General features: G+C 59.2%; 21 protein-coding genes. 13 read left to right on the top strand and 8 right to left on the bottom strand.

The annotated features are described in order from the left end of the window. The first annotated feature begins 86 nt into the window (after window positions 1-86). The 10 genes from ACR0FE_RS08260 to ACR0FE_RS08305 all read left to right on the top strand — a co-directional run bounded on the left by ACR0FE_RS08260 (window position 87) and on the right by ACR0FE_RS08305 (window position 11,038). Entirely contained in the window at window positions 87-2,030 is a 1,944-nt protein-coding gene (locus tag ACR0FE_RS08260) for an AMP-binding protein (protein WP_480912464.1), read from the top strand. A 78-nt stretch (window positions 2,031-2,108) separates the two neighbouring features. Continuing rightward, a complete protein-coding gene (locus ACR0FE_RS08265; protein WP_170680230.1) occupies window positions 2,109-2,927 on the top strand; it encodes an ABC transporter ATP-binding protein in 819 nt (272 codons plus the stop codon). Between the two features lie 29 nt (window positions 2,928-2,956). Beyond that, on the top strand, window positions 2,957-3,943 hold the full coding sequence (locus tag ACR0FE_RS08270) for a branched-chain amino acid ABC transporter permease (RefSeq protein ID WP_170612647.1): 987 nt from the start codon (window positions 2,957-2,959) through the stop codon (window positions 3,941-3,943). Window positions 3,944-3,946: 3 nt separating this feature from the next. Continuing rightward, entirely contained in the window at window positions 3,947-4,204 is a 258-nt protein-coding gene (locus tag ACR0FE_RS08275; protein WP_170612645.1) for a hypothetical protein, read from the top strand. Between the two features lie 3 nt (window positions 4,205-4,207). Beyond that, window positions 4,208-5,284 carry a branched-chain amino acid ABC transporter permease gene (locus tag ACR0FE_RS08280; protein ID WP_480912315.1) on the top strand — a complete coding sequence of 359 codons (1,077 nt, stop codon included), beginning with the start codon at window positions 4,208-4,210 and terminating at the stop codon, window positions 5,282-5,284. A 74-nt stretch (window positions 5,285-5,358) separates the two neighbouring features. Beyond that, complete coding sequence (locus ACR0FE_RS08285) at window positions 5,359-6,642, top strand: ABC transporter substrate-binding protein (RefSeq protein ID WP_480912317.1); 1,284 nt, start codon at window positions 5,359-5,361, stop codon at window positions 6,640-6,642. A 113-nt stretch (window positions 6,643-6,755) separates the two neighbouring features. After that, the gene (locus ACR0FE_RS08290; RefSeq protein WP_170612639.1) at window positions 6,756-7,589 is read left to right on the top strand and encodes an ABC transporter ATP-binding protein; all 834 of its coding nucleotides are present in this window, start codon (window positions 6,756-6,758) and stop codon (window positions 7,587-7,589) included. 19 nt (window positions 7,590-7,608) lie between these two features. Beyond that, the gene (locus tag ACR0FE_RS08295; protein ID WP_480912318.1) at window positions 7,609-8,826 is read left to right on the top strand and encodes a phenylacetate--CoA ligase family protein; all 1,218 of its coding nucleotides are present in this window, start codon (window positions 7,609-7,611) and stop codon (window positions 8,824-8,826) included. Between the two features lie 121 nt (window positions 8,827-8,947). Then, window positions 8,948-10,612, top strand: a complete 1,665-nt coding sequence (locus ACR0FE_RS08300) for an ABC transporter permease (RefSeq protein ID WP_480912320.1) — start codon at window positions 8,948-8,950, stop codon at window positions 10,610-10,612. 75 nt (window positions 10,613-10,687) lie between these two features. Next, on the top strand, window positions 10,688-11,038 hold the full coding sequence (locus tag ACR0FE_RS08305) for a DUF2794 domain-containing protein (protein ID WP_170680238.1): 351 nt from the start codon (window positions 10,688-10,690) through the stop codon (window positions 11,036-11,038). Here ACR0FE_RS08305 and ACR0FE_RS08310 read toward each other — a convergent pair. From ACR0FE_RS08310 to ACR0FE_RS08320, 3 genes are all read right to left on the bottom strand, one after another. Beyond that, window positions 11,035-11,772: a C40 family peptidase gene (locus tag ACR0FE_RS08310; protein ID WP_480912323.1), complete on the bottom strand. Its 738-nt coding sequence runs from the start codon at window positions 11,770-11,772 to the stop codon at window positions 11,035-11,037. The two genes, ACR0FE_RS08305 and ACR0FE_RS08310, sit on opposite strands and share 4 nt — an antisense overlap. Next, a complete protein-coding gene (locus tag ACR0FE_RS08315) occupies window positions 11,769-13,151 on the bottom strand; it encodes a leucyl aminopeptidase family protein (protein WP_480912325.1) in 1,383 nt (460 codons plus the stop codon). Before ACR0FE_RS08315 ends, ACR0FE_RS08310 begins: the two co-directional genes overlap by 4 nt. Before the next feature lie 63 nt (window positions 13,152-13,214). Next, complete coding sequence (locus ACR0FE_RS08320; RefSeq protein WP_170613141.1) at window positions 13,215-13,604, bottom strand: hypothetical protein; 390 nt, start codon at window positions 13,602-13,604, stop codon at window positions 13,215-13,217. A gap of 204 nt (window positions 13,605-13,808) precedes the next feature. Here ACR0FE_RS08320 and ACR0FE_RS08325 point away from each other — a divergent pair, with 204 nt between their 5' ends. Then, the gene (locus ACR0FE_RS08325; protein WP_480912327.1) at window positions 13,809-14,345 is read left to right on the top strand and encodes an SRPBCC family protein; all 537 of its coding nucleotides are present in this window, start codon (window positions 13,809-13,811) and stop codon (window positions 14,343-14,345) included. A gap of 38 nt (window positions 14,346-14,383) precedes the next feature. Here the strand turns inward: ACR0FE_RS08325 and ACR0FE_RS08330 are convergent, their stop codons facing one another. The 4 genes from ACR0FE_RS08330 to ACR0FE_RS08345 form a co-directional block, all read right to left on the bottom strand. Next, entirely contained in the window at window positions 14,384-15,175 is a 792-nt protein-coding gene (locus ACR0FE_RS08330) for an endonuclease/exonuclease/phosphatase family protein (protein WP_480912329.1), read from the bottom strand. Window positions 15,176-15,472: 297 nt separating this feature from the next. Beyond that, complete coding sequence (locus tag ACR0FE_RS08335) at window positions 15,473-16,495, bottom strand: aspartate-semialdehyde dehydrogenase (protein WP_321249950.1); 1,023 nt, start codon at window positions 16,493-16,495, stop codon at window positions 15,473-15,475. 114 nt (window positions 16,496-16,609) lie between these two features. After that, window positions 16,610-17,677 (bottom strand): glycosyltransferase family 4 protein, encoded by a 1,068-nt coding sequence (locus tag ACR0FE_RS08340; protein ID WP_480912331.1) that lies wholly within the window; start codon window positions 17,675-17,677, stop codon window positions 16,610-16,612. Then, window positions 17,677-18,849: an MFS transporter gene (locus ACR0FE_RS08345; RefSeq protein WP_170612619.1), complete on the bottom strand. Its 1,173-nt coding sequence runs from the start codon at window positions 18,847-18,849 to the stop codon at window positions 17,677-17,679. The genes ACR0FE_RS08340 and ACR0FE_RS08345 overlap by 1 nt, the downstream gene beginning before the upstream one ends. 151 nt (window positions 18,850-19,000) lie before the next feature. On the opposite strand from ACR0FE_RS08345, the gene ACR0FE_RS08350 reads away from it, so the two are divergent. Next, entirely contained in the window at window positions 19,001-20,143 is a 1,143-nt protein-coding gene (locus ACR0FE_RS08350; protein WP_480912333.1) for a DUF3095 domain-containing protein, read from the top strand. Window positions 20,144-20,146: 3 nt separating this feature from the next. On the opposite strand, the gene ACR0FE_RS08355 is transcribed toward ACR0FE_RS08350, so the two are convergent. Then, window positions 20,147-21,562: a pyridoxal phosphate-dependent decarboxylase family protein gene (locus ACR0FE_RS08355; RefSeq protein WP_480912335.1), complete on the bottom strand. Its 1,416-nt coding sequence runs from the start codon at window positions 21,560-21,562 to the stop codon at window positions 20,147-20,149. Between the two features lie 210 nt (window positions 21,563-21,772). Between ACR0FE_RS08355 and ACR0FE_RS08360 the strand changes: the two genes are divergently transcribed. Next, the gene (locus ACR0FE_RS08360) at window positions 21,773-22,471 is read left to right on the top strand and encodes a fumarylacetoacetate hydrolase family protein (RefSeq protein ID WP_480714333.1); all 699 of its coding nucleotides are present in this window, start codon (window positions 21,773-21,775) and stop codon (window positions 22,469-22,471) included.

The following is a 22,471-nucleotide window of genomic DNA, read 5'->3' on the forward strand; positions in this document are numbered from 1 at the left end:
TTCCGAACCCGCCATTTCCGCCCCGGGGAGAGGGGTCGGATGGGGAGGAGAAAAGATTGGCTCAGACGCAGTCGGGCGCCGAAGGGATGCAGTCTCTTCCGGCGCTGTTACACCGCAATGTGACCCGGTTCGGGGATGCCCCGGCCTATCGGGAAAAAGAATTCGGGATCTGGCAATGCTGGACCTGGGCAGAAGCGGCCCGGGAAATCCGCGCCATCGCGCTGGGCTTTCTGGAGCTTGGCGTCGAGAAGGGCGACCATATCGCGGTGATCGGCCGCAACCGCCCGGCGCATTACTGGTCCATGGTCGCGGCCCAGATGGTGGGCGCGGTTCCGGTGCCTCTCTATCAGGATTCGGTCGCCAAAGAGATGGCCTATGTTCTGGAACATTGCGGCGCGAAATACGTCGTCTGCGGTGATCAGGAGCAAGTCGACAAGGTCATCGAAATCCAGGAAAAAATGGATCAGGTCAAACACATCCTCTATACCGACAAGCGGGGGATGCGGAAATACGACCACAGTCAGATGAACGCTTTGGCCGATATCATGGCCGAGGGCAGCGCCGGCCATGCGCGGTTCGATGAGGAACTGGACAAGCGCATCTCAGAGATCACCTATGACGACACATGCGTGATGCTTTACACCTCGGGCACCACCGGCAAGCCCAAGGGTGTGGTGCTGTCGAACCGCAACGTGATCGAAAGCGCCAAGAACTCGGCCGATTTCGATCATCTGACACGGAACGAAGACATTCTGTCCTATCTGCCGATGGCGTGGGTGGGGGATTTCATCTTTTCGATCGGACAGGCCTATTGGTGCGGCTTCTGCGTGAACTGCCCTGAAAGCGCCGACACGATGATGACGGACCTGCGCGAGATCGGACCGACTTACTTCTTTGCCCCGCCGCGCGTGTTCGAGACCCAGCTGACCAACGTGATGATCCGGATGGAGGATGCGAGCAAACTGAAGCAGCGCATGTTCCACCACTTCATGGCGCATGCCAAGAATGTCGGAGGCCTGCTGCTGGACGGCAAGCCGGTGGGTTTCGGCGACCGGATGAAATACGCGCTGGGCAATCTGCTGGTGTATGGTCCGCTGAAGGACACGCTTGGTTACGGTCGCTTTCGCGTCGGCTACACGGCGGGTGAGGCAATCGGGCCGGAGATTTTCGATTTCTACCGCTCGCTGGGCATCAATCTGAAACAGCTTTACGGCCAGACCGAGGCGACGGTCTTTATCACCGTTCAGCCGGATGGAGAGGTTCGGGCCGACACTGTTGGCGTTCCTGCGCCGGATGTCGAACTGAAGATCGACGACAAGGGCGAGATTTACTACCGCTCGCCCGGTGTGTTCATCGAGTATTACAACAACCCGGAATCGACGGCATCGACCAAGGATGCCGAAGGTTGGGTGGCGACCGGGGATGCCGGATTTATCGAAGAAAGCAGCGGCCATCTGCGGATCATCGACCGCGCCAAGGATGTGGGCAAAATGGCCGATGGGTCCATGTTCGCGCCGAAATATGTCGAAAACAAACTGAAGTTCTTTCCTGACATTCTTGAAGTTGTCCTGTTCGGCAACGGCAAGGATCGCTGCGTGGCCTTCATCAATATCGACCTGACTGCTGTCGGCAACTGGGCCGAACGCAACAATGTGGCCTATGCGTCATATCAGGAACTGGCGGCGCATCCCCGTGTGTTAGAGACGATTCGCGGCCATGTGGAAGAGGTCAACAAGTCCGTAGCCGCAGATGAGATGCTGTCGGGCTGCCAGGTGCATCGCTTTGTGGTTCTGCACAAGGAACTGGATGCAGATGACGGTGAAATGACCCGGACCCGCAAGGTGCGGCGCGGCTTCGTCGAAGAGAAGTTCCACGACATCATCCAGGCACTTTATGATGGGTCCGAGAGCATTTCGACGACCACGGAAGTGACCTATGAGGATGGCCGCAAAGGCGCGATCAGCGCGACCTTGAAGATTGTCGATGCGCCGGTCGTGCCTGTCACGCAGCACAAGGTGGCGGCAGAATGAGGGCCGGTCGTACGCCGCTCGACCTGCGGTCATCGCCCCGCCCGCCGTCCCGTTTTTCCAAACGTCAGGGAGCGACTGATGCTGGATAATTCCGAAGGATATGTCACCGAAGACGGCCGCAAGATCGGCGGTGTGGTGATGGAAATGAAGAACATCACCCTGCGCTTTGGTGGCGTCGTGGCGATCAAGGATATCTCTTTTGACATCCGCGAAGGTGAAATTCGCGCGATCATCGGGCCGAACGGGGCCGGTAAATCCTCGATGCTGAACGTGATTTCCGGGTTCTATGTTCCGCAGGAGGGTGAGGTCTGGTTCCACGGATCGAAACGCCCGGCGATGCGCCCCTACGAAGTGGCGCGCCAGGGCATTGCGCGCACGTTCCAGAACATCGCCCTGTTCGAGGGGATGAGCGTGCTGGACAACGTTATGACCGGCCGCCTGAACTTCATGAAGACCAACGTCCTTCAACAGGCGTTCTGGAAGGGTAAGGCCGAGGCGGAAGAGGTCGAGAACCGCGAGGCGGTCGAGAAGATCATCGACTTTCTTGAAATTCAGCACATCCGAAAGACGCCCGTGGCGCGCTTGCCATACGGGTTGAAAAAACGCGTCGAGCTGGCCCGTGCGCTGGCTGCGGAGCCCAAGCTGTTGCTGCTGGATGAACCGATGGCGGGCATGAATGTCGAAGAGAAAGAGGACATGAGCCGCTTTATCCTCGACGTGAATGACGAGTTCGGCACCACGATTGCCCTGATCGAACACGACATGGGCGTTGTGATGGACCTGAGCGACCGGGTGGTCGTGATGGATTACGGCAAAAAGATCGGCGACGGCACACCCGACGAGGTGCGCAACAATCAGGAAGTCATCGACGCCTATCTGGGGGTCAGCCATGACTGAAGCCTTGGCAGAATTGGGGAGGGGCTGACATGCCTGAACAACTCGTATTTGCGATGGAGGTCATCCTCAACGGTCTGATGGCCGGGGTGCTTTATGCACTGGTCGCGCTGGGCTTTGTGCTGATCTACAAGGCGTCCGGGATTTTCAATTACGCGCAAGGGGTTATGGCCCTTTTTGCGGCGATGACACTGGTCGGGATCATGAACGGTCAGGTGCCCTTTGCGCATCTGATCAACGCGATCTTCGGCACCCATGTCCACTATTTCGGCTGGAACGTGCCCGCGTTGCTGGCGATCATTCTGACAATGGCGGTGATGGTCCTACTGGCCTGGGCGGTGCAGCGGTTCGTCATGCGCCATCTGGTCGGGCAGGAGCCAATCATTCTGTTCATGGCGACCATCGGTCTGGCCTATTTCCTTGAAGGCGTGGCCGACCTGATGTGGGGATCCGAGATCAAGACGCTGGATGTTGGCCTGCCGCAGGGTATCAACCTATGGATTGACGAGACGACGTTCAACATCTTTGATTACGGCTTCTTCATCGACAATCTGGATATCGTGGCGACGGTCATTGCGGCGCTGCTGGTCGCGGCGCTGGTGGCCTTCAGCCAGTACACCAAACAGGGCCGGGCCATGCGTGCCGTTGCGGATGATCACCAGGCCGCGCTGTCGGTCGGCATTTCGCTGAACTTCATCTGGGTCATGGTCTGGTCGGTGGCCGGATTCGTGGCACTGGTCGCAGGGATCATGTGGGGCACCAAGTCCGGCGTGCAGTTCTCATTGTCGCTGATCGCGCTCAAGGCGCTGCCGGTGTTGATGCTGGGCGGGTTCACCTCGATCCCCGGTGCGATCGTGGGCGGGCTGATCATCGGTGTGGGAGAGAAGCTGTTCGAATTTGCGATCGGCCCGATGGTGGGCGGCGCGACCGAAAACTGGTTCGCCTATGTTCTGGCGCTGATCTTCCTCGTGTTCCGGCCTCAGGGTCTGTTCGGTGAGAAGATCATCGAAAGGGTTTAGGTCGTGCAGAAGCTGATCGCCATCATTAACGTCATCGCCTGGGCCGGGTTCTGGGCCTTCGGCTACATCGCGATCACAGCCGAGGGGCTAACGGACGGCCAGTTGATGATCGCTGCGATCCTGGCGTTTGCCGGTCTGGTGACGGGCGTGCTGGCCTATATGAAACTGGTGCGCAACACCGAGCAGAGCGGTTACGCCAAGTCTTCAAAACAATTGGACGCTGCGACCCGGAACCGGGCGCAGGAAGAATGGGGAAAGTAAGACATGTTCTATCGTGAAGCCGGGGACTTCAAAGTCTCGTACGTGGATGACAGCCAGACTTTCCCGATCAAGTTTGATCGGTACCGCTACTACGTGGTGCTGGCGGTGGCGTTCGGGATCATTCCGTTCATCATCAACGATTATTGGGCCAATGCGCTGCTGTTGCCGTTCCTGATCTACGCAATTGCGGCCATCGGGCTGAACATTCTGGTGGGCTATTGCGGGCAGGTATCGCTGGGGACCGGCGGGTTCATGGCTGTGGGCGCATATGCCTGCTACAAGCTGATGACGGCCTTTCCCGATGTCAGCATGTTCATCCATGTCCTGCTTGCCGGAGGCATTACGGCCATCGTGGGTGTGCTGTTCGGTCTGCCTTCGCTGCGGATCAAAGGGTTCTATCTGGCAGTGGCCACGCTGGCGGCGCAGTTCTTTCTGGTCTGGCTGTTCAACCGGGTGCCGTGGTTCTACAACTATTCCGCTTCGGGTCAGATCAATGCGCCCGAACGTGATGTGTTCGGCATCATCATCACGGGGCCGAATGCTCCGGCCTGGGCGACCTATCTGTTCTGCCTGATCTTCCTGACGGTCAGCGCGCTGATTGCCCGCAACCTGACGCGCGGCACCACCGGGCGCACATGGATGGCGATCCGCGACATGGACATCGCAGCCGAGATCATCGGGGTGAACCCGCTGAAAGCCAAGATCAGCGCCTTCGCCGTCAGTTCGTTCTTTGTGGGCATCGCTGGTGCGCTGTTCTTTTCGGTCTATCTGGGCGCGGTCGAAGTGGGCGAGGTGTTCGGCATCCAGAAGTCGTTCCTGGTGCTGTTCATGGTGATTATCGGCGGATTAGGCTCTATTTTCGGATCCTTTGCCGGGGCTGCGTTTCTTGTGCTGCTGCCGGTGGTTCTGAAGGTTGTCGGGGTCGACGTTTTGGGCTGGCCCACCGATATCGTGGCGCATCTTCAGCTTGTGATCGTCGGTGCGCTGATCATCATGTTCCTGATCCTGGAACCACACGGGCTGGCGCAGCTGTGGCGCGTGGCCAAGGAAAAACTCAGACTCTGGCCGTTCCCGCACTAAACGGAACCGGCCCAATCATAAGACGGGTGCAAAGCCCGAAACCGCATCGGAATAACCAAGGGAGGAAACACCCGATGAACAAGAAACTGGCAACTATGGCGCTGTGCGCTCTGATGGCCGCAGGGCCCGCTTTGGCGGATCTTGTGATCCCGGACCTCAGCTATCGCACAGGGCCTTATGCTGCGGGCGGTATTCCGTTCTCGGATGGCTACAACGACTATTTCACTCTGTTGAATGAGAGGGATGGCGGTATCGGCGGTGTTCCCGTTCGTGTTGTCGAATGCGAGACCGGCTACAACACCGAAAAAGGTGTGGAATGCTATGAATCGACCAAGGGCGAGGGCGCGCTGATCTATCAACCGCTGTCGACCGGCATCACCTATCAGCTCATCCCGAAAGTGACGGCCGATGACATCCCGCTTCACACCATGGGATATGGCCGGACTTCGGCCCGCAACGGCAAGGTGTTCAGCCATGTCTTCAACTATCCCGCCAATTACTGGGACGGGGCCTCGGGCGCGGTGAACTATCTGCTGGAAGAAAATGGCGGTGATCTGAACGGCAAGAAAATCGCGCTGGTCTATCACAACTCGGCCTACGGCAAAGAGCCGATCCGCACGCTGGAAGAGCTGTCCAAGAAGCACGGTTTTGAACTGTCCACGCTGCCGGTCGATCACCCCGGTCAGGAGCAGAAGTCGCAATGGCTGCAAATCCGCCGTGAAAAGCCGGACTACGTTCTGATGTGGGGCTGGGGCGTGATGAACCAGGTCGCAATCCAGGAAGCCGCGAACATCCGTTTCCCGATGGAAAACTTCATCGGCGTTTGGTGGTCGGGTGCGCAGCATGACGTGCTGCCCGCAGGTGACAAGGCGAACGGGTACAAGGCCGTCACCTTCCACGCGGTCGGTAATGACTTCCCCGTATTCGATGACATCAAAACGCATGTTGTCGATGCCGGTAAGGCCGCAGGCGCAGGCGATCAGGTCGGTACCGTTCTGTACAACCGCGGTCTCTATTCCGCGATGCTGGCCGCCGAAGCGATCAAGGACGCGCAAGAGGCCAACGGAACAGGCGACGTCACACCGGGCATGGTGCGTGACGCGATGGAGAACCTCAACATCACCGAAGAGCGTATGGCCGCACTGGGCATGCCGAACTTTGGCCCAACCTTCCAGGTGTCGTGTGACAACCATGGTGGCCCAGGCCTGATCGGTGTGTCCCAATGGGATGCCGGCACCAAGACCTGGAGTCTGATTTCCGACTTCAAGCCAACCGATGGCGAAGTGATCGGCGCGCTGGTTGCGGAAGATTCGAACGCGTACGCAGCTGAAAACAACGTCGCAGCCCGCTGCGAATAAGAAAAGGGCCCGCGCCCCGGAGCGATCCGGGGCCGCCAAACAATCGGAGCGGCAGCGCGCCTGCCGCTCCTGATGAACCGCCCCGGATGGGGCAGGCATGAGGAAACACGCTGATGCTGGATGCGGCACAAACCACTGACGTGCAGGCGGAAACCCTGCTTGAAGTCAACAATATCGAGGTGATCTACAACCATGTGATCCTCGTGCTGAAAGGCGTCAGCCTGACTGTGCCCAAGGGCGGCATCACGGCCTTGCTGGGCGGCAATGGTGCAGGCAAGACGACGACGCTCAAGGCGGTGTCGAACCTGCTGCATTCCGAACGGGGCGAGGTGACCAAAGGTTCCATCAAATATCGCGGAACCAGTGTTCACGAAAGCGATCCGGCCGATCTGGTGCAGAAAGGCGTGATCCAGGTGATGGAGGGTCGCCATTGCTTCGAACACCTGACGGTCGAGGAAAACCTGCTGACCGGTGCCTATACCCGCAAGGATGGCAAGGCCGCGATTCAGCAGGACCTTGAGCTGGTCTACACATATTTCCCCCGCCTCAAGGAACGCCGCCGAAGCCAGGCCGGTTATACCTCGGGTGGCGAGCAGCAGATGGTTGCGATGGGACGGGCGCTGATGTCCCGGCCCGAGACAATCCTGCTGGACGAACCGTCGATGGGATTGGCGCCGCAGCTGGTCGAAGAGATTTTCGGCATTGTGAAGGATCTGAACGAGAAAGAAGGCGTGTCCTTCCTGCTGGCCGAACAGAACACCAACGTAGCGCTTAGGTTTGCGCATTACGGATACATTCTGGAATCGGGTCGCGTCGTGATGGACGGCCCCGCCGCAGAATTGCGCGAAAACCCGGACGTAAAGGAATTCTATCTCGGCATGTCGGATGAAGGCCGCAAGAGCTTTCGGGACGTGCGCTCTTATCGCCGCCGCAAGCGGTGGCTGTGAGCGGATGGAGGATTTGGCGATGACTTACTTCGATGCACTCGAAACCCGCTCGGCCGATCAGCGTTTGTCTGATCAGACCCAGACATTGCGCGCGCAATTGCAGCGGGCGAAATCGGCACCGGGATTTTCGGCTCATTTCGCGGATGCGGATGTCGACGCGGTTACCTCGATCGAGGATCTGGCGAAACTGCCGGTTTTGCGGAAGTCCGACCTGACACAGGGGCAGGCCGCACGTGCGCCATTTGGTGGGTTTACGGTAAAACCGGCGCGTCATTTCCACCATGTGTTTCAATCGCCGGGTCCGATATACGAACCGGGCAGCACGGATCACGACTGGTGGCGCATGGGCCGGTTTCTGCACGCCGCCGGAGTCGGACCCGGAGACATCGTGCAGAACTGTTTTGGGTATCATCTGACACCGGCCGGAATGATCTTTGAGAACGGCGCGCGGGCCGTCGGCGCTGCCGTGTTGCCAGCGGGCACCGGCCAGACCGAGCTTCAGGTCACTGCTGCCCGTGATATCGGATGCACCGCATATGCGGGAACGCCGGATTACCTGAAAGTGATCCTGGATAAGGCTGACGAGATGGGCGTTTCGCTGACTTTCTCGAAGGCGGTTGTGGGCGGGGGTGCGCTGTTTCCCTCATTGCGGCAGGACTATGCCGACCGGGGTATTTCCTGCCTGCAATGCTATGCCACGGCGGATTTGGGCAACATCGCCTATGAAAGTGCCGCGATGGAAGGGATGATCATCGACGAACATGTCATCGTCGAGATCGTCACCCCCGGCACCGGAATTCCGGTTGCACCCGGCGAGGTTGGCGAGGTTGTGGTCACGACCTTCAACCCGGATTACCCGCTGATCCGCTTTGCCACCGGTGATCTATCGGCCATCATGCCGGGCCAGTCCCCCTGCGGGCGGACAAATACCCGCATCAAGGGCTGGATGGGCCGCGCCGATCAGACCACCAAGATCAAAGGCATGTTCGTGCGTCCGGAACAGGTTGCGGCGCTGGTGGACAAGCACGAGGAGATCGTCAAGGCGCGTGTGATTGCAGCCCGGCAGGGCGAGATGGACATGATGACGGTTCAGATCGAAAGCCCCTGCGAAAACGACGCGGCCTATGCCAAGTCGGTGGTCGAGGTCCTGAAGCTGAAGGGCGCGGTCGAGGTGGTGGCACCCGGCTCGCTTCCCAAGGATGGGCTGGTGATCGAGGATCAGCGCGTCTACGAATGACGCATCGGAACAGTCTGCGGCAGTAAGTGCCGCAGAATTGTTGCCCCGCCTACTGGCTTTTCCGAGCGTTTTGGTCAATGAAAGACCAAACCTGCGCATTTGCCACTCATTAGCCGGGACAATGGCCGAAATAGAGTATTCAGAACACGGATCCCGCAACCGCGGCGTATTGGGCACCAGGATTGTCGGCGGGGTCGCTCTTTTTGTGGCTGCGGCCTGTCTGCTGCCGATGATGGCGGTTGTTCTGGCGGCCGCAACCGGTGGTACGGCCACGATCTCGCATCTGATGTCCACGGTTCTGCCCGGATACGCGCTGACCACGGCGGTTCTGGTGGTCCTGGTTTCGGCGGGGACCTTTTCGATCGGTGTCGGTGCCGCGTGGCTTGTGACCATGACACGCTTTCCCGGTGTGCGACTTCTCGAGATCGCTCTGGTTCTGCCCCTGGCCTTTCCGGCCTATGTTCTGGCTTATGCATACACCTTCATTCTGGATCACCCCGGCATTGTTCAAACCAACCTGCGGCAGATAACGGGCTGGGGGCCGCGCGACTACTGGTTCCCCGAAATCCGCTCGACCGAAGGGGCGGCGGTCATGCTGATCCTGGTACTGTATCCCTACGTCTATCTGCTGGCGCGCGCGGCGTTCATACAGCAAAGCGGTTCAGCCTTTCTGGCGGCCCGGGCGTTGGGCAACAGCCCGTGGATGGCATTCTGGCGCGTGTCCCTGCCGATGGCGCGCCCGGCGATTGCGGGCGGTGTTCTGCTGGCAGTGATGGAGACCATCGCCGATTTTGGAACAGTCGCCTATTTCGGCGTTCAGACTTTTGCCACCGGGATCTATACAAGCTGGTTTTCCATAGGCGACCGCGCCGCTGCCGCTCAGCTGGCCCTGTGCCTGCTTGGGTTCGCGCTGCTGATGGCCGTGGCCGAACGGACCCAGCGCGGCAAAGCCAAATACTATCAGGCCGGTAAAAGCCACGCCGCGCTGCCAACAGCACATTTGAAAGGCTGGCAGTCGGTCGGGGCATTTGTCCTGTGCATCATACCGGTTGTCCTGGGTTTCCTTCTGCCGGTGATCATATTGGTGCAGATGGGGATGACCTCCGAACAGAACCTTCTGTCGCGGCGCTATATCGGGTTCATCCAGAACTCGCTGACTTTGGCCGGTGTTGCCGCAGTGGTGACCGTGTTCGCCGCCATTTGCGTGGGCTTTTATCAGCGCCTGAGACCGGGGCGCGTCTCGTCAGCGGCGGCTTATCTGGCGCGGCTGGGATACGCGGTTCCGGGCGGTGTCATTGCGGTCGGTCTGATCGTGCCTTTTGCCGGGTTCGACAACGCGCTGGACGCGTGGATGCGCAAGACCTTCGATATTTCGACCGGGTTGCTGATCACCGGTTCGATATGGTTGCTGGTCGCGGCGTATATGGTGCGGTTTCTGGCCGCCGCGCTCAGCGCCTATGAAGGCGGACAAAGCACGGTTCACGCAAATATGGATGCCGCGTCGCGGTCTTTGGGCCAGACGCCGCTGGCGACGCTGCGGCGGGTGCACCTGCCGATTCTGACGCCATCGCTGCTGACCGCGCTGCTGATCGTGTTTGTCGATGTCATGAAGGAACTGCCCGCGACGCTGATCATGCGGCCCTTCAACTTCGACACGCTGGCAGTGCAGGCTTACAGATTGGCGTCTGATGAGCGGCTGGAAGGGGCTGCCGTACCCTCGCTTGTGATACTGGCTGTTGGATTGTTGCCGGTAATCCTGATCTGCCGGCAGGTTGGCCGCAGGTAACAGGTTCAAGGCAAAATGAACCAGCGTGTCTGCCTCGGGGTTGATTAAAATAGAATTTCCGGCAAGGCTGAGAGTATGAACATGCAGCCACCCAGCGGGTTTTCTGCCAGCCCGGCTCAGATGCCAGTCGCTTTTGACCGGCGCGAGATGACCCAGATCCTGTCTGTTTATGGCCGAATGGTCGCCGCCGGAGAATGGCGCGACTATGGCATTTCAAACCTACGGGATACGGCAGTTTTTTCGATCTTCCGACGCACGGCCGAGCATCCGATTTATCGGGTGGAAAAACACCCCCGCCTTCGGCAGCGGCAAGGAATGTACTCGGTCATTGGCATGGACGGTCGCATTCTGAAACGCGGGCATGACCTGCGCACCGTGTTGCGCGTGCTTGAGCGGAAGCTTATCCGGGCGGTTGACCCGGATTAGAGCCTTTTATGTGACGTAACCGGCCCGTCGCCCTGTTCCCGGATACGGGCAATGGCCCGATCCATCGGTTCATTTACGACCGCCATATCGTGGGCGTTGGCGTGCAGCAGCATGTTGTCGCCGCTGACCCAGGCCACATGTCCTTTCCAGAATATCAGATCGCCCCGTTTTGCGGGCGCATCCTGCGGCACCAGGTGTCCTAACGCCCTTTCCTGATCGCCACTGTCACCGGGGCAGGCAATGCCACAGGCCAGCAACCCGGCCTGAACAAGCCCCGAGCAATCCAGGCCAAACCGGCTGTTGCCACCCCAAAGATAGGGCGCGCCCAAAAACAGTTCGGCTACGGCAACCGGGTCGGTCAGTATTTCGGAAATCGTGGTGGCGTGGGTGGACGGAATGAACCCCAGCTCGGTTTCAAGAAACCCGTTTTGCTTGGCAAGAGCCTGAACCTTGCTGCCAAAACTCAGCGATGCCCGATCCGCGCTTTTGATGTCCGCCCACACATAGGTATGAGTCGACGGGGCCGTGATCCAGTGGGTCGGTGACGCCTCAGCCCCCAAACGGTCTGTCGCAACCCAGCCCTGATATCCGTCCTTGTCCGAGGAGACGCGGCTCCACCCTTTCCGGTTTTCAAGGATCTCTACCGTATCACCATACAGCAATTGACGGTCGCGCGGTCCGTTGGGTTGGCGCAGAAGGTCAACAACCGGTTCGATGATGCGAAGACGGCTCATAGGTCCAATAACTCCGGCAACGCGGCCAGCAAGGCCCGCGGTCCCTGCCCAAGGCCACCTTTGCTGCGTCCCGGCTCCTTGACGCGTTGCCAGGAATAGATGTCAAAATGCATGTAGCGACTTTGGCCTGCAAAGCGTCGCAGAAACAAGGCCGCAGTGATCGAACCTGCGAACCCGCCCGATGGGGCATTGTCCAGATCTGCTATGCCGGGTTCGATCAAGGCTTCATAAGGTTCGTGGAACGGCATCCTCCAGACGGGATCCGCCGCTAACCGCGCCGCGCCGGTCAGGATTTCCGCCGCGCCATCGTCATCGGTGTAGAATGGAGCCAGATCCGCTCCGACCGCAACGCGCGCCGCGCCGGTGAGCGTGGCCATCGAGATCAGCAGGTCCGGCTGCCCCTCATCCGCCAATGCCAGGGCATCGGCCAGAACCAGCCGCCCCTCTGCATCGGTGTTGTTGATCTCGACGGTCAACCCCTTGCGCGAGGTCAGGATGTCGCCGGGACGGAATGCACTACCCGAAACCGCGTTTTCCACGGCAGGGATCAAGACCCGAAGCTGTAGCGGAAGGTTCAGGGACATGATCATGCGGGCCAGACCCAGCACATTGGCCGCCCCGCCCATATCCTTTTTCATCAGTCCCATCGCCGCCGCCGGTTTCAGATCCAGCCCACCGGTATCGAAACAGACACCTTTGCCCACCAGCGTCAGTTTGGGGCCGCTGGTGCCCCAGTTCACTTCGATCAGCCGAGGTTCCTGCGCGGCGGCACGACCGACAGCGTGGATCATTGGAAAGTTGTTTTCCAGCAGAGCGTTGCCTGCGATCACGTTGCAAGAGGTCCCGAATTCCTGCGCGAGCGTTTCCGCGGCGGCCTGCAACTGATCCGGCCCCATGTCGGACGCGGGCGTATTGACAAGATCTCGGATCAGCGCCTCGGCGGCAGCGATCGCTTCGATCCGTGCGCTGTCCAACCCGTCGGGTGCAACCAACCCGGCACCAACAGGAGACTGGCTGGCGTAGCGATCAAAAGTGTATCCGGTCAAAAGCCAGCCAAGGCTTTCTGTGTCCAGCGCATCCTCGGGAACACCTGACGCAATGCGGTAGTTGCCTTGGGGCAACGCTTCGGCCGCGGCCGCCAGAGGAAAACGTTTGCGCGCCCGCGTGGCGCCCGTTCCGTATCCCGCAACTGCGCAGCCCGGCACACCATCAGTGTCCGGTATCAACAGGGCCTGTCCCAAAGCACCGGTGAAACCGTTGACGGCAATCCATGATTGCACTTTCGCGCTCTGGTTTTTAAGCCAGTCCTCCAGCCGGGATTGTTCGATCACATGAAGCGGCAAGGACGGTTCAGAGGCAGGTGCAAAGGACAGGGTCATAGGGTTCTCGGCTGGCTCGGTTCGCGCCCAGACTAGCCACCGGACGCGCGCCTGCAACCCCCGTCAAACGGAAAGATCCTGCTGATCCCAAATTGCCGTCAGCGATCGCTCGCCCACACGGATCAGACGGCACAGCGTCGCCCCCGAGGCCACCGCGTCCCCGGCATCCACTGTCCGGGCCACATCGCTTGCCACATGGGCCAGCGCCGTCATTCCGATCTGATCGGCAATCGCCACCAGTGATCTGGCGCATTTGCGAAGATCGGCCCAGTTGCGTTGCCGCCAGAATCGTTCGCAGTTCGAAAGCCGCACGGCCAGTTCTTCAACGGTTCGGCACATGACATCCAGCGCGTTCTTGTCACCAAGTTGACGGCACAAGCCGCCAATGCGATCCGGATCCAGCCGCACGGATTCCGTGTGCTCCAGCGTGATTACATTATCCACCACGTTCACCCCTATGTTTATGCCCCCACGGCACGGGCAGAGAATGGGCCCCATAATCTTTGCAAATCCTTGCAATGGGTCGGGAAAGTTCTTCGAATTTATGTTGAATTCCGTTTGCGTGGCGCGGCAAAGTCAAGCTGGCGCGGCTCTGGCGCAATCTGGCGCCGCCGGTTTTTGAACATGAGATTATTCTGCTTGGAATCGGAGACAGCCATGCGATGGATAAAACGAATTCTTCTGATTTTTCTTGTATTGATACTGGTTCTGGTGGGCGCGTCCTATCTGCTGCCCGGTAAGGCCGAAGTTTCGCGAAGCGTCATCGTCAACGCACCGGCTGCTGCCATCTTTCCATTTGTGAACTCGATGCAGGCGACCGAGAAATGGTCGCCTTGGCTGTCGCGCGATCCGGAAACCAAACTGGCCTACAGCGGCCCAGAAGCCGGCGTCGGGAATACCCTGAGCTGGAGCTCTGAGCATCCTCAGGTCGGATCGGGATCACAAGAAATCATCGAAAGCGTTGAAAACCAGTTTGTCAGAACCGCGCTGGATTTCGGATCCATGGGGACGGCAAATGCGTCGTTTACTCTGCAGCCTGAAGGCGATCAGACCGAGATTACGTGGGGCTTTGAAAGTGATCTTGGTATGAACCCCATGTCGCGCTGGATGGGGCTCATGATGGATAAATGGGTCGGCGGGGATTACGAGCGCGGGTTTTCCAACCTCAAAGAACTGATCGAATCCGGCCAGTAAGGCACAAACAGGCTCTAAAAAGCTGAAAATATGAGTTCTCAGGGCAGGCTGATGCGGGCCCTGATTCCCATATGGTCGGATCCCATGAACGGGCGCAGTTCCGCCGTGCCCGTCGTGCCACTCGGCACCAAAAGATTGTCGATTGGCATCGGCATCATCCAGTTGCCAAGAATGTGCGTGTTCATAACTGCGCCAAACACGTGATTGCCGGCAGCCATACCGATACGGCGCACGCTGCTGCCCCAATGGGCCATGTTGAAGTCCCCGGCGATCAGAACAGGGCCGTCCAGTTGTTCGATTTTGCGGGCGATCTTTTTGCTCTGTTCGAACTGGCCATAAGGGTAGGGCCAGTTGAGGTGAACGGAGACAACCCAAACCGGCTGACCACCCGGACCGATGACCTGAAGACCCACCAGTCCAAGCCCCTGTAGGCAAAATTCTGAATCCTCAACAATGGCCAGTCTGGTCAGTATCGCAACGTTCTGCTCGGGCCTGAACTCACATATTGCCGATGTCGGGTAATTCCCGAACAGGTTTTCCATATATTGCCGGTTGTGGCTGGAAACTTCCTGAAGTGTCACGATGTCCGCGTCCGAAGAAAGGATGTCGTCGGCAAGGGAATACCGGGGCCATGCCACAGACATCAGGTTCTTTTGATACAAGGTCACACAAGGATCATCGCATTCGTCTGAAACAGGTACGAGCCCGGCCGCAACGGACCCCACCGCAATCACTGCGAAAGCAAGGGAGGCCAACGCGAAACCCCTGGCACGCACGGCCATGAGGATCGCGGCAAAGACGATCAGCAGCACGCCAATCTGGGGTCTCATCAGGGCGACCGAGTCACCGGGTGCAAAATACCGTCCGGTGAACCCAAAGATCACCAAACCCATGAGAAGCGTTGCACAACCCAGAATAGCGGATCGAGCAAACCTGTTGTTGTTCAGGAAACGCACGTTCTGCCTCAATCGAAATGCTCAGGGCAAACACTGTGCATTTTGTGGTGTATACGTCCAGTTGAAACTGGTGTGAGGGTCTCGAACATCCGGCCGATCACCGGGCCGGGGCCGAGAAAAAAGGGCCACTTCATGTGAAGCGGCCCCTTCGTACATTCGGATGGGAAGAATTCAGCCCTTTTTCAGAACCTCACGGCCCAGCAGCTCGGCAATCTGAACGGCGTTCAGGGCCGCACCCTTGCGCAGGTTGTCCGACACACACCACAGGTTCAGGCCGTTTTCGACGGTCGAGTCCTGACGGATGCGGCTGATGAAAGTGGCGAAATCACCGACGCATTCAATGGGCGAGACGTAGCCACCCGCCTCACGCTTGTCGATCACCATGATGCCGGGTGCCTCGCGCAGGATGTCGCGGGCTTCGTCTTCGTCGAGGAATTCCTCGAACTCGATATTCACCGCCTCGGAATGGCCGACAAAGACCGGAACACGAACGCAAGTGGCCGTGACCTTGATCGACGGATCGACGATCTTCTTGGTTTCGACAACCATCTTCCACTCTTCCTTGGTCGAGCCGTCTTCCATGAAGACGTCGATCTGCGGAATGACGTTGAAAGCGATCTGCTTCTGGAACTTCTTCGGCTCAACCTCGTTGATCGGGTTGTACACGGCCTTGGTCTGATCCCACAGCTCGTCCATGCCTTCCTTGCCTGCGCCCGAAACCGACTGATAGGTCGACACGACAACGCGCTTGATCTTGGCGCGGTCATGCAGCGGTTTCAGCGCCACAACCATCTGCGCGGTCGAGCAGTTGGGGTTGGCGATGATATTCTTGTTCTTGTAGTCGTGGATCGCCTGCGGGTTACATTCCGGCACGATCAGCGGAATTTCAGGGTCATAGCGATACAGCGACGAGTTATCGATCACCACGCAGCCGGCAGCCGCGGCTTTGGGCGCATAGTCCTTGGTTGCCGCTGAACCCACGGCAAACAGCGCGATGTCCCAACCGCTGAAATCGAATGTATCCAGATCCTTGGTCGTCAATGTCTTGTCGCCAAAGCTGACCTCGGTGCCCAGCGAACGGCGGCTTGCCAGCGCGGCAAGTTCGTCCACGGGGAACTGGCGTTCAGCCAGGATGTTCAGCATTTCGCGGCCCACATTGCCTGTGGCGCCAACGACGACGACGCGATAGCCCATATCATGTCTCCTGAAGTCTAAGGACGCGCGTTCATAGCCGCGTTGCGGCGAAGAAAAAAGACTAATCGAAGCGAATTTCGGCGCGGAACACCAATTTGACACCGTTGGAGCGGGTCAATGCTCCTCCAACAAGGATCGATAGACCCGAACGATGGCTTCCGCCTCGCCCTCGATTCGATAATTCTGTTCGACATGGGCCCGTGCAGCCTGCCCGGCCTGCGCCAGCTTTTTGCGGTCATCCAACATGTCCTGCAACGCGCCCGCGAGCGCCTTTGCATTGTCTTTCTCGACCAGACGGCCGGTCACACCATCTTTGATCTGCGCGCTGAATGCGCCAACACCGTGACAGGCGATGGCAGGCACACCCGACGCCATCGCCTCGAGCGGGGTCAGGCCGAAGCCTTCGTGCCGTGCCGGGGCCACGAACAGGTCCAGCGCGCGATAGGTTTCCACGATCTCTTCCCACGGACGCTCGCCCAGAAAATGCACCCGGTCCGCCAACCCGGCGGCCTTGAGCTTTTTTTCCTGTTCCTGCTGAAAGCCTTCGAACTCTTTGGTGGCCCGGCCGGTGAAGATAATCTGCGCGTCGGGGTGGGACGGCAGAACCTCGATTGCGGCGTCCACCAGAAGGTCCACGCCCTTTTGCGGGCGGATACGGCCAAAACAGCCGATCAGAACGCCATCGGGCAGACCGAGCTTCTGGCGCAGGGCTTGCTTGGATTGTGCGGGATGAAACAGGTCCGTGTTCACCCCGTGCATGATGACAGTTGCGGGGTGTTTCAGAAACGAAGCCGCCTGCGGCGTTGTCGCGATCAGCGCATCCATCTTCGAGATCAGCCACTTGGTAAACCCCGAATGATCGCGCTGCGCGGCCGAAGTGAAGAGCAGGCGGAAATTGCGCCGGAACAGATGTTTCAGCACCAGTCCTGCCAGCATCTCGGTGTTGCGCCGGGCATGCCAGACCCGTTGTACCCGGTTTGACAGAAACGGGACCTTCCAAAGCCGGATGTGCGGCAGATCGTCGGGCAGTCCGGGTCCCGTCGCGCGAATTTCGATCATGTCGCGTTGGATCGGTAAAAGCCGAATGATCGTTGTGGTCACGCCTGACAGGCTGTGTTTCAGGTTGGGTGCGATGACCTCGATTTCCCGCACTGTGATCTCCTGTTCAGGGTTGATTGGCATCAGTCTATGCTGTCGCGGCTGAATAGGTAAATCAGGCAGCCAATCGCAACTGTTATGGCAAAGAACCCGAAAATGGCCGTATAGGGCGCAGCGGGCCCCGCGCCTTCTGTAGCGGCATGAAGCCGCCCGGTGGCAAACTGCGCCACGCCAACGCCGCCAATTCCAAACAGGTTCAGCAGGGTGACGCCACGGCCGACCAGATGCGGGGGGATGAACGCGCGGCCATGCGCCATGATCACGGGAAATGTGGCGCCGGTAAATCCGATCAGGGCCAGCAGGATGACGGACACCCAGACCGCGTCGGCGACCCAGATACACAACAGGATCAGGGACACAGCGCTCAGCGCGTTGCCGCCGAAGATCACCCATTTGCGTGTGCCAAGAATGCGGTCAAGCGGGCCATAGACAAAGGTTCCCGCAATCATCGCCGCGCCCATTACCAGGGTTGCCTGCCCGATTTGCGCGGTGCCCAGGCCAAAGACGTCCTGCAGGTACGGCCCGGCCCACAATCCTCGCAGCGCCCCGGAAGGCGCATAGGCCACCAGCATCAACGGAAGTATCGTCCAGAGCGCTGGTTCCCTGAGCAGATCCAGCAACGATCCTTTCTGTTCTGTTTCGATCTTATGCGGATCGTGGACCGTCAGCCAGATTCCAATCGCCACAAAGCCCGAGATCGCCGCCAGTCCGGCCAGCGTTGCGCGCCAGCCCATCAGTTCGACCGCCAGTGCCGTCGGGTACGAGGCCACCAGATTACCGACGGAACCGACACCCAGCATGACGGCGGCCAGTGTGGCAAAACGGGCGGGAGGGAACTCGCGCGCGAAGATATAGTACGAGGCCATCAGCACGGGAGAACACCCGATCCCGATCAGGGCCATCGCGATACTGATATGCAACGGCGCAGTTGCCATCGCAAAAACAGCGGCCCCTCCTGCACCGCCGATCAGCAGCAACAAGGAAGCGGTCAGGCGGGGTCCGATCCGGTCAAGCGCCCAGCCGACCGGAATCTGCATCAGGGCAAATATGAAGAACCACAGGCCCGAGGCAAAGGCCAGGTCCTCGGGCGTGGCCCCCAGGTCGCGGCCCAGATCCACGCTGAGTACAGCCAGAAAAGCGCGAAAAAACTGGCTGAGCACATAGGCCAGACACAAAACCACCAATCCTGCCTGCATGATCTGCCCTCAACCTGAATACGGGCCATGCTTGGCATGTCGTGCCATCATGCACAAGCGCGTGTGCTATGCTGAATTTGGCGGACAGACATCACAATCGGGCTATTGTTCAAATCAGGAACCGACACAAGGCACCAACGCTGAGGGGACAATGAAAGACGTTCATTCCGATTTCTATGAATCCCTGCCGCTGTTGTGGGACTTTACCGAACTTGCAAAGCCTGCACGATTTACACCGGTACCGGATGACTGGGTCGTCGGGGTTGCGGATATCGTCGATTCGACCGGTGAAATCGCGCGGGGCCGGTACAAGACCGTGAACATGGTCGGTGCGGCGGTGATTTCGGGCATGATCAACGCATTGGGCGGCAAGCTGTTTCCCTATATCTTTGGAGGCGACGGCGCGGGTTTCGCTGTCCCGGCCAGCGCAGCGGATACAGCCCGCGCCACCCTGTCCGCTTTGCAGCGCTGGGCGCATGAAGAGTTTTCGATTTCCCTGCGCGGCGCCGTGGTGCCGGTTGCGGATATCCGGAATGCGGGGCGGGATGTGCGCGTTGCCCGCTATGCGCCATCGTCGGGCGTGGACTACGCGATGTTCTCGGGCGGTGGGCTGGCCTGGGCCGAGATGCAGATGAAGTCGGGGCAATACACCGTGCCGGATGCGGCACCCGGCGCGCACCCGAATCTGACGGGCTTGTCCTGCCGGTGGTCCAACAGCCCGGCGAAACATGGCCAGATCGTATCGCTGGTTGTGCAACCGACCGCGACCGCGACAGAAATCGATTTTGCCGATCTGGCGCAGTCGGTGCTGTCCGTGTCCGAGGCGCTGGATCGCGCGGGCCACCCGGTGCCGGTCAACGGGCCGCCAATCTCGTGGCCGCCGCCGGGTATTGCGATCAACGCGCGTGTCATGCGCGCCGGCGGCAACATTCTTTGGCACACCGTGAAGATGTTGGGTGAAAACCTGCTCATCTTTCTGCTGTTTCTGTCCGGTAGGCGACTGGGCAGTTTCGAGCCCGAACATTACAAAGAAATGGTCAGCAAAAATGCGGATTTCCGCAAATTCGACGACGGCCTCAAGATGACGCTGGATTGCGACCAGGCCACGCTGGCACGCATCCGGCAGATGCTGGAACGGGCGCGCCAGCAGGGCAAGATCCGCTATGGCATCCATGCTCAGGACGAGGCGATGATGACCTGTTTTGTGCCCTCTGCCGTTCGCGATGATCACGTGCATTTTGTTGACGGTGCATCCGGCGGTTACGCCCAGGCCGCCGCCGGGATGAGGGCTTAGTCTCTAAGGAGTCAGGCCACGGGCAATGTCCGTTATGACGTCATAGGCCATCATCACGTCCTGTTCCGTGGTTTCGAATTGTCCGGCCTGGAACCGGATGACCAGATCGCCATCCACACGTGTTTGTGTCAGATAAATCCGTCCGTCATCATTGATGGCGTTGACCAGCCGCAAATTCAGATCATCCGGGTCGGCGCAGCCTTCGGGCATGTACCGAAATGACCAGAGTGACCACATGGGCGCCGTCGTGATCTGAAAATCCGGTTCCGACGCAAGTTTGTCATGCAGCGCTTTGGACCAGTTGACGTGATTTCGCATCCGCTGGCGCAGGCCTTCCAGCCCGTAGGTGCGTATCACGAACCACAGTTTCAGCGCGCGGAAGCGACGCCCCAATGGAACGGACCATTCCGAGTAATTGACGATCCCGTCTTTACCATGTGTTTTCAGGTATTCCGGACTGATAGCCAGCGTCTGGACCAGATCTTCGGGGTTCTTCAGGAAATGCGCGCAGCAGTCGAACTGTACCCCCAGCCATTTGTGGGGGTTGAAGACGATGCTGTCAGCCTGTTCGATCCCGGGCCAGTAGTGCCGGTACTCGGGGCAGATCATGGCCGACCCGGCCCAGGCTGCATCGACATGGGAATAGAGGTCGTATTCGGCGGCGATTTCTAAGCAACGATCCACAGGATCGGTTGCCCCGACGCCGGTTCCGCCGACGCACAAAATGACGCCCGCAGGCTGTAAACCAGAGTCTAAATCTGCCTGAATGGCCGCTTCCAGCGCGTCGGGGTCCATTCCGCGCCAGTCGCCCTTGATGGGAACACGCACAAGGTTGTCTTCGCCAATTCCGGCAACCCAGATGGCCCTGTCGATTGAGGTGTGAACCTCGGATGAACAATAGATGCGCAGGGGTTTCTGCGCGAACAGCCCCTGTTTGTTGCCCTGCCAGGCCAGTGCCTTTTCCCGCATCGTCAAAACGGCGGCCAGCGTCGCCGACGAGGCCGAGTCCTGAATCACTCCGGCGAAACCGTCCGGCAGATCCAAAGCCTGCCGCAACCAATCCATCATCCGGGTTTCCATCTCGGTCGCGGCAGGCGAGGTTTGCCACAACATGCATTGCGGTGCGATGGCGCTGGCCAGAAACTCACCCAGAACCGACGGGGCCGAGGCGTTGGAGTTGAAGTAGGCAAAGAACCGGGGGTGCTGCCAATGGGTGATGCCGGGCATTACGATCTGCTCAAAATCCCGGAAGATGTCTTCCATGGGCTGGGCGGTTTCGGGCGGTTCAGACGGTAACGCATTCAAGACCTCACCCGGTTCGCACCGTGCCCGGACGGGCCTGTCGCCAACGGTTTCGTGATAGTTCTGCGTCCAGTCAGCGACTTTTCGGCCCCATTCCGCGAATTCGTTCCACTGCATGCTATTCCCCGTGTTTCCGTCTGATCCGGGATGTCCCGGGTGTTTGAATTTCCGGGGCAGTGAGAGTTATCCGGAGCGAAAGGTCAATGCGTCTAAGAAACCCGAAGTCTTGAATGTCAGGTCAAAACAGTGTGCATCCCGGTCGCCAACGTCTTGCCAGTGATGGGAAGACACCTAAGATGCCGGCGATGTTTCAAACTGGGGGCTGTCATGCAGGACAAGCTGTTTTCTCTTCCCGAACCTGTTGCGATACCGGTTGTCGGCGAGCAGGCCGAATATCCGGTGGGCCGGATTTTTTGCGTCGGGCGGAACTATGCGGCCCATGCGGCTGAAATGGGAAATACTGTGGACCGCGAGGCGCCGTTCTATTTCACCAAGTCCGCACCCAACGCCATCCTGACCGGGGCGACCGTGCCATATCCGCCGGGTACCGAAAACTATCATCACGAAATGGAACTGGTGATTGCAATCGGTCAGCCGGTGTTCCGCGTCAGTCGCGAGCAGGCTTTGGGCGCGGTGTTTGCCTATGGGTGCGCGCTAGACATGACCCGCCGCGACCTGCAAATCCGTGAACGGAACAAACAGCGCCCGTGGGATCTGGGCAAGGATCTGGAAAACGGTGCCGTTTTTGCGCCGCTGACCCGGTCGGAGAGCTGGTCGCCTGACAAAGACAAGCGCATTCATCTGAGCGTCAACGGTGAAGTCCGGCAGGATGCGACCCTGGACGAACTGATCTGGAAAATAGATGAGATCGTGAGCCATCTTTCAAATTACTATCACCTTCGTCCGGGCGATCTGATCATGACAGGTACCCCGGCCGGTGTCGGTGCGGTCCAGGCCGGTGATGTGATTGATGGCGGAATTGACGGTCTTGAATCGATCCACCTAACCCTGTCACAGGTTGAATAG

It is taken from the genome of Ruegeria sp. K7, from assembly GCF_056531785.1.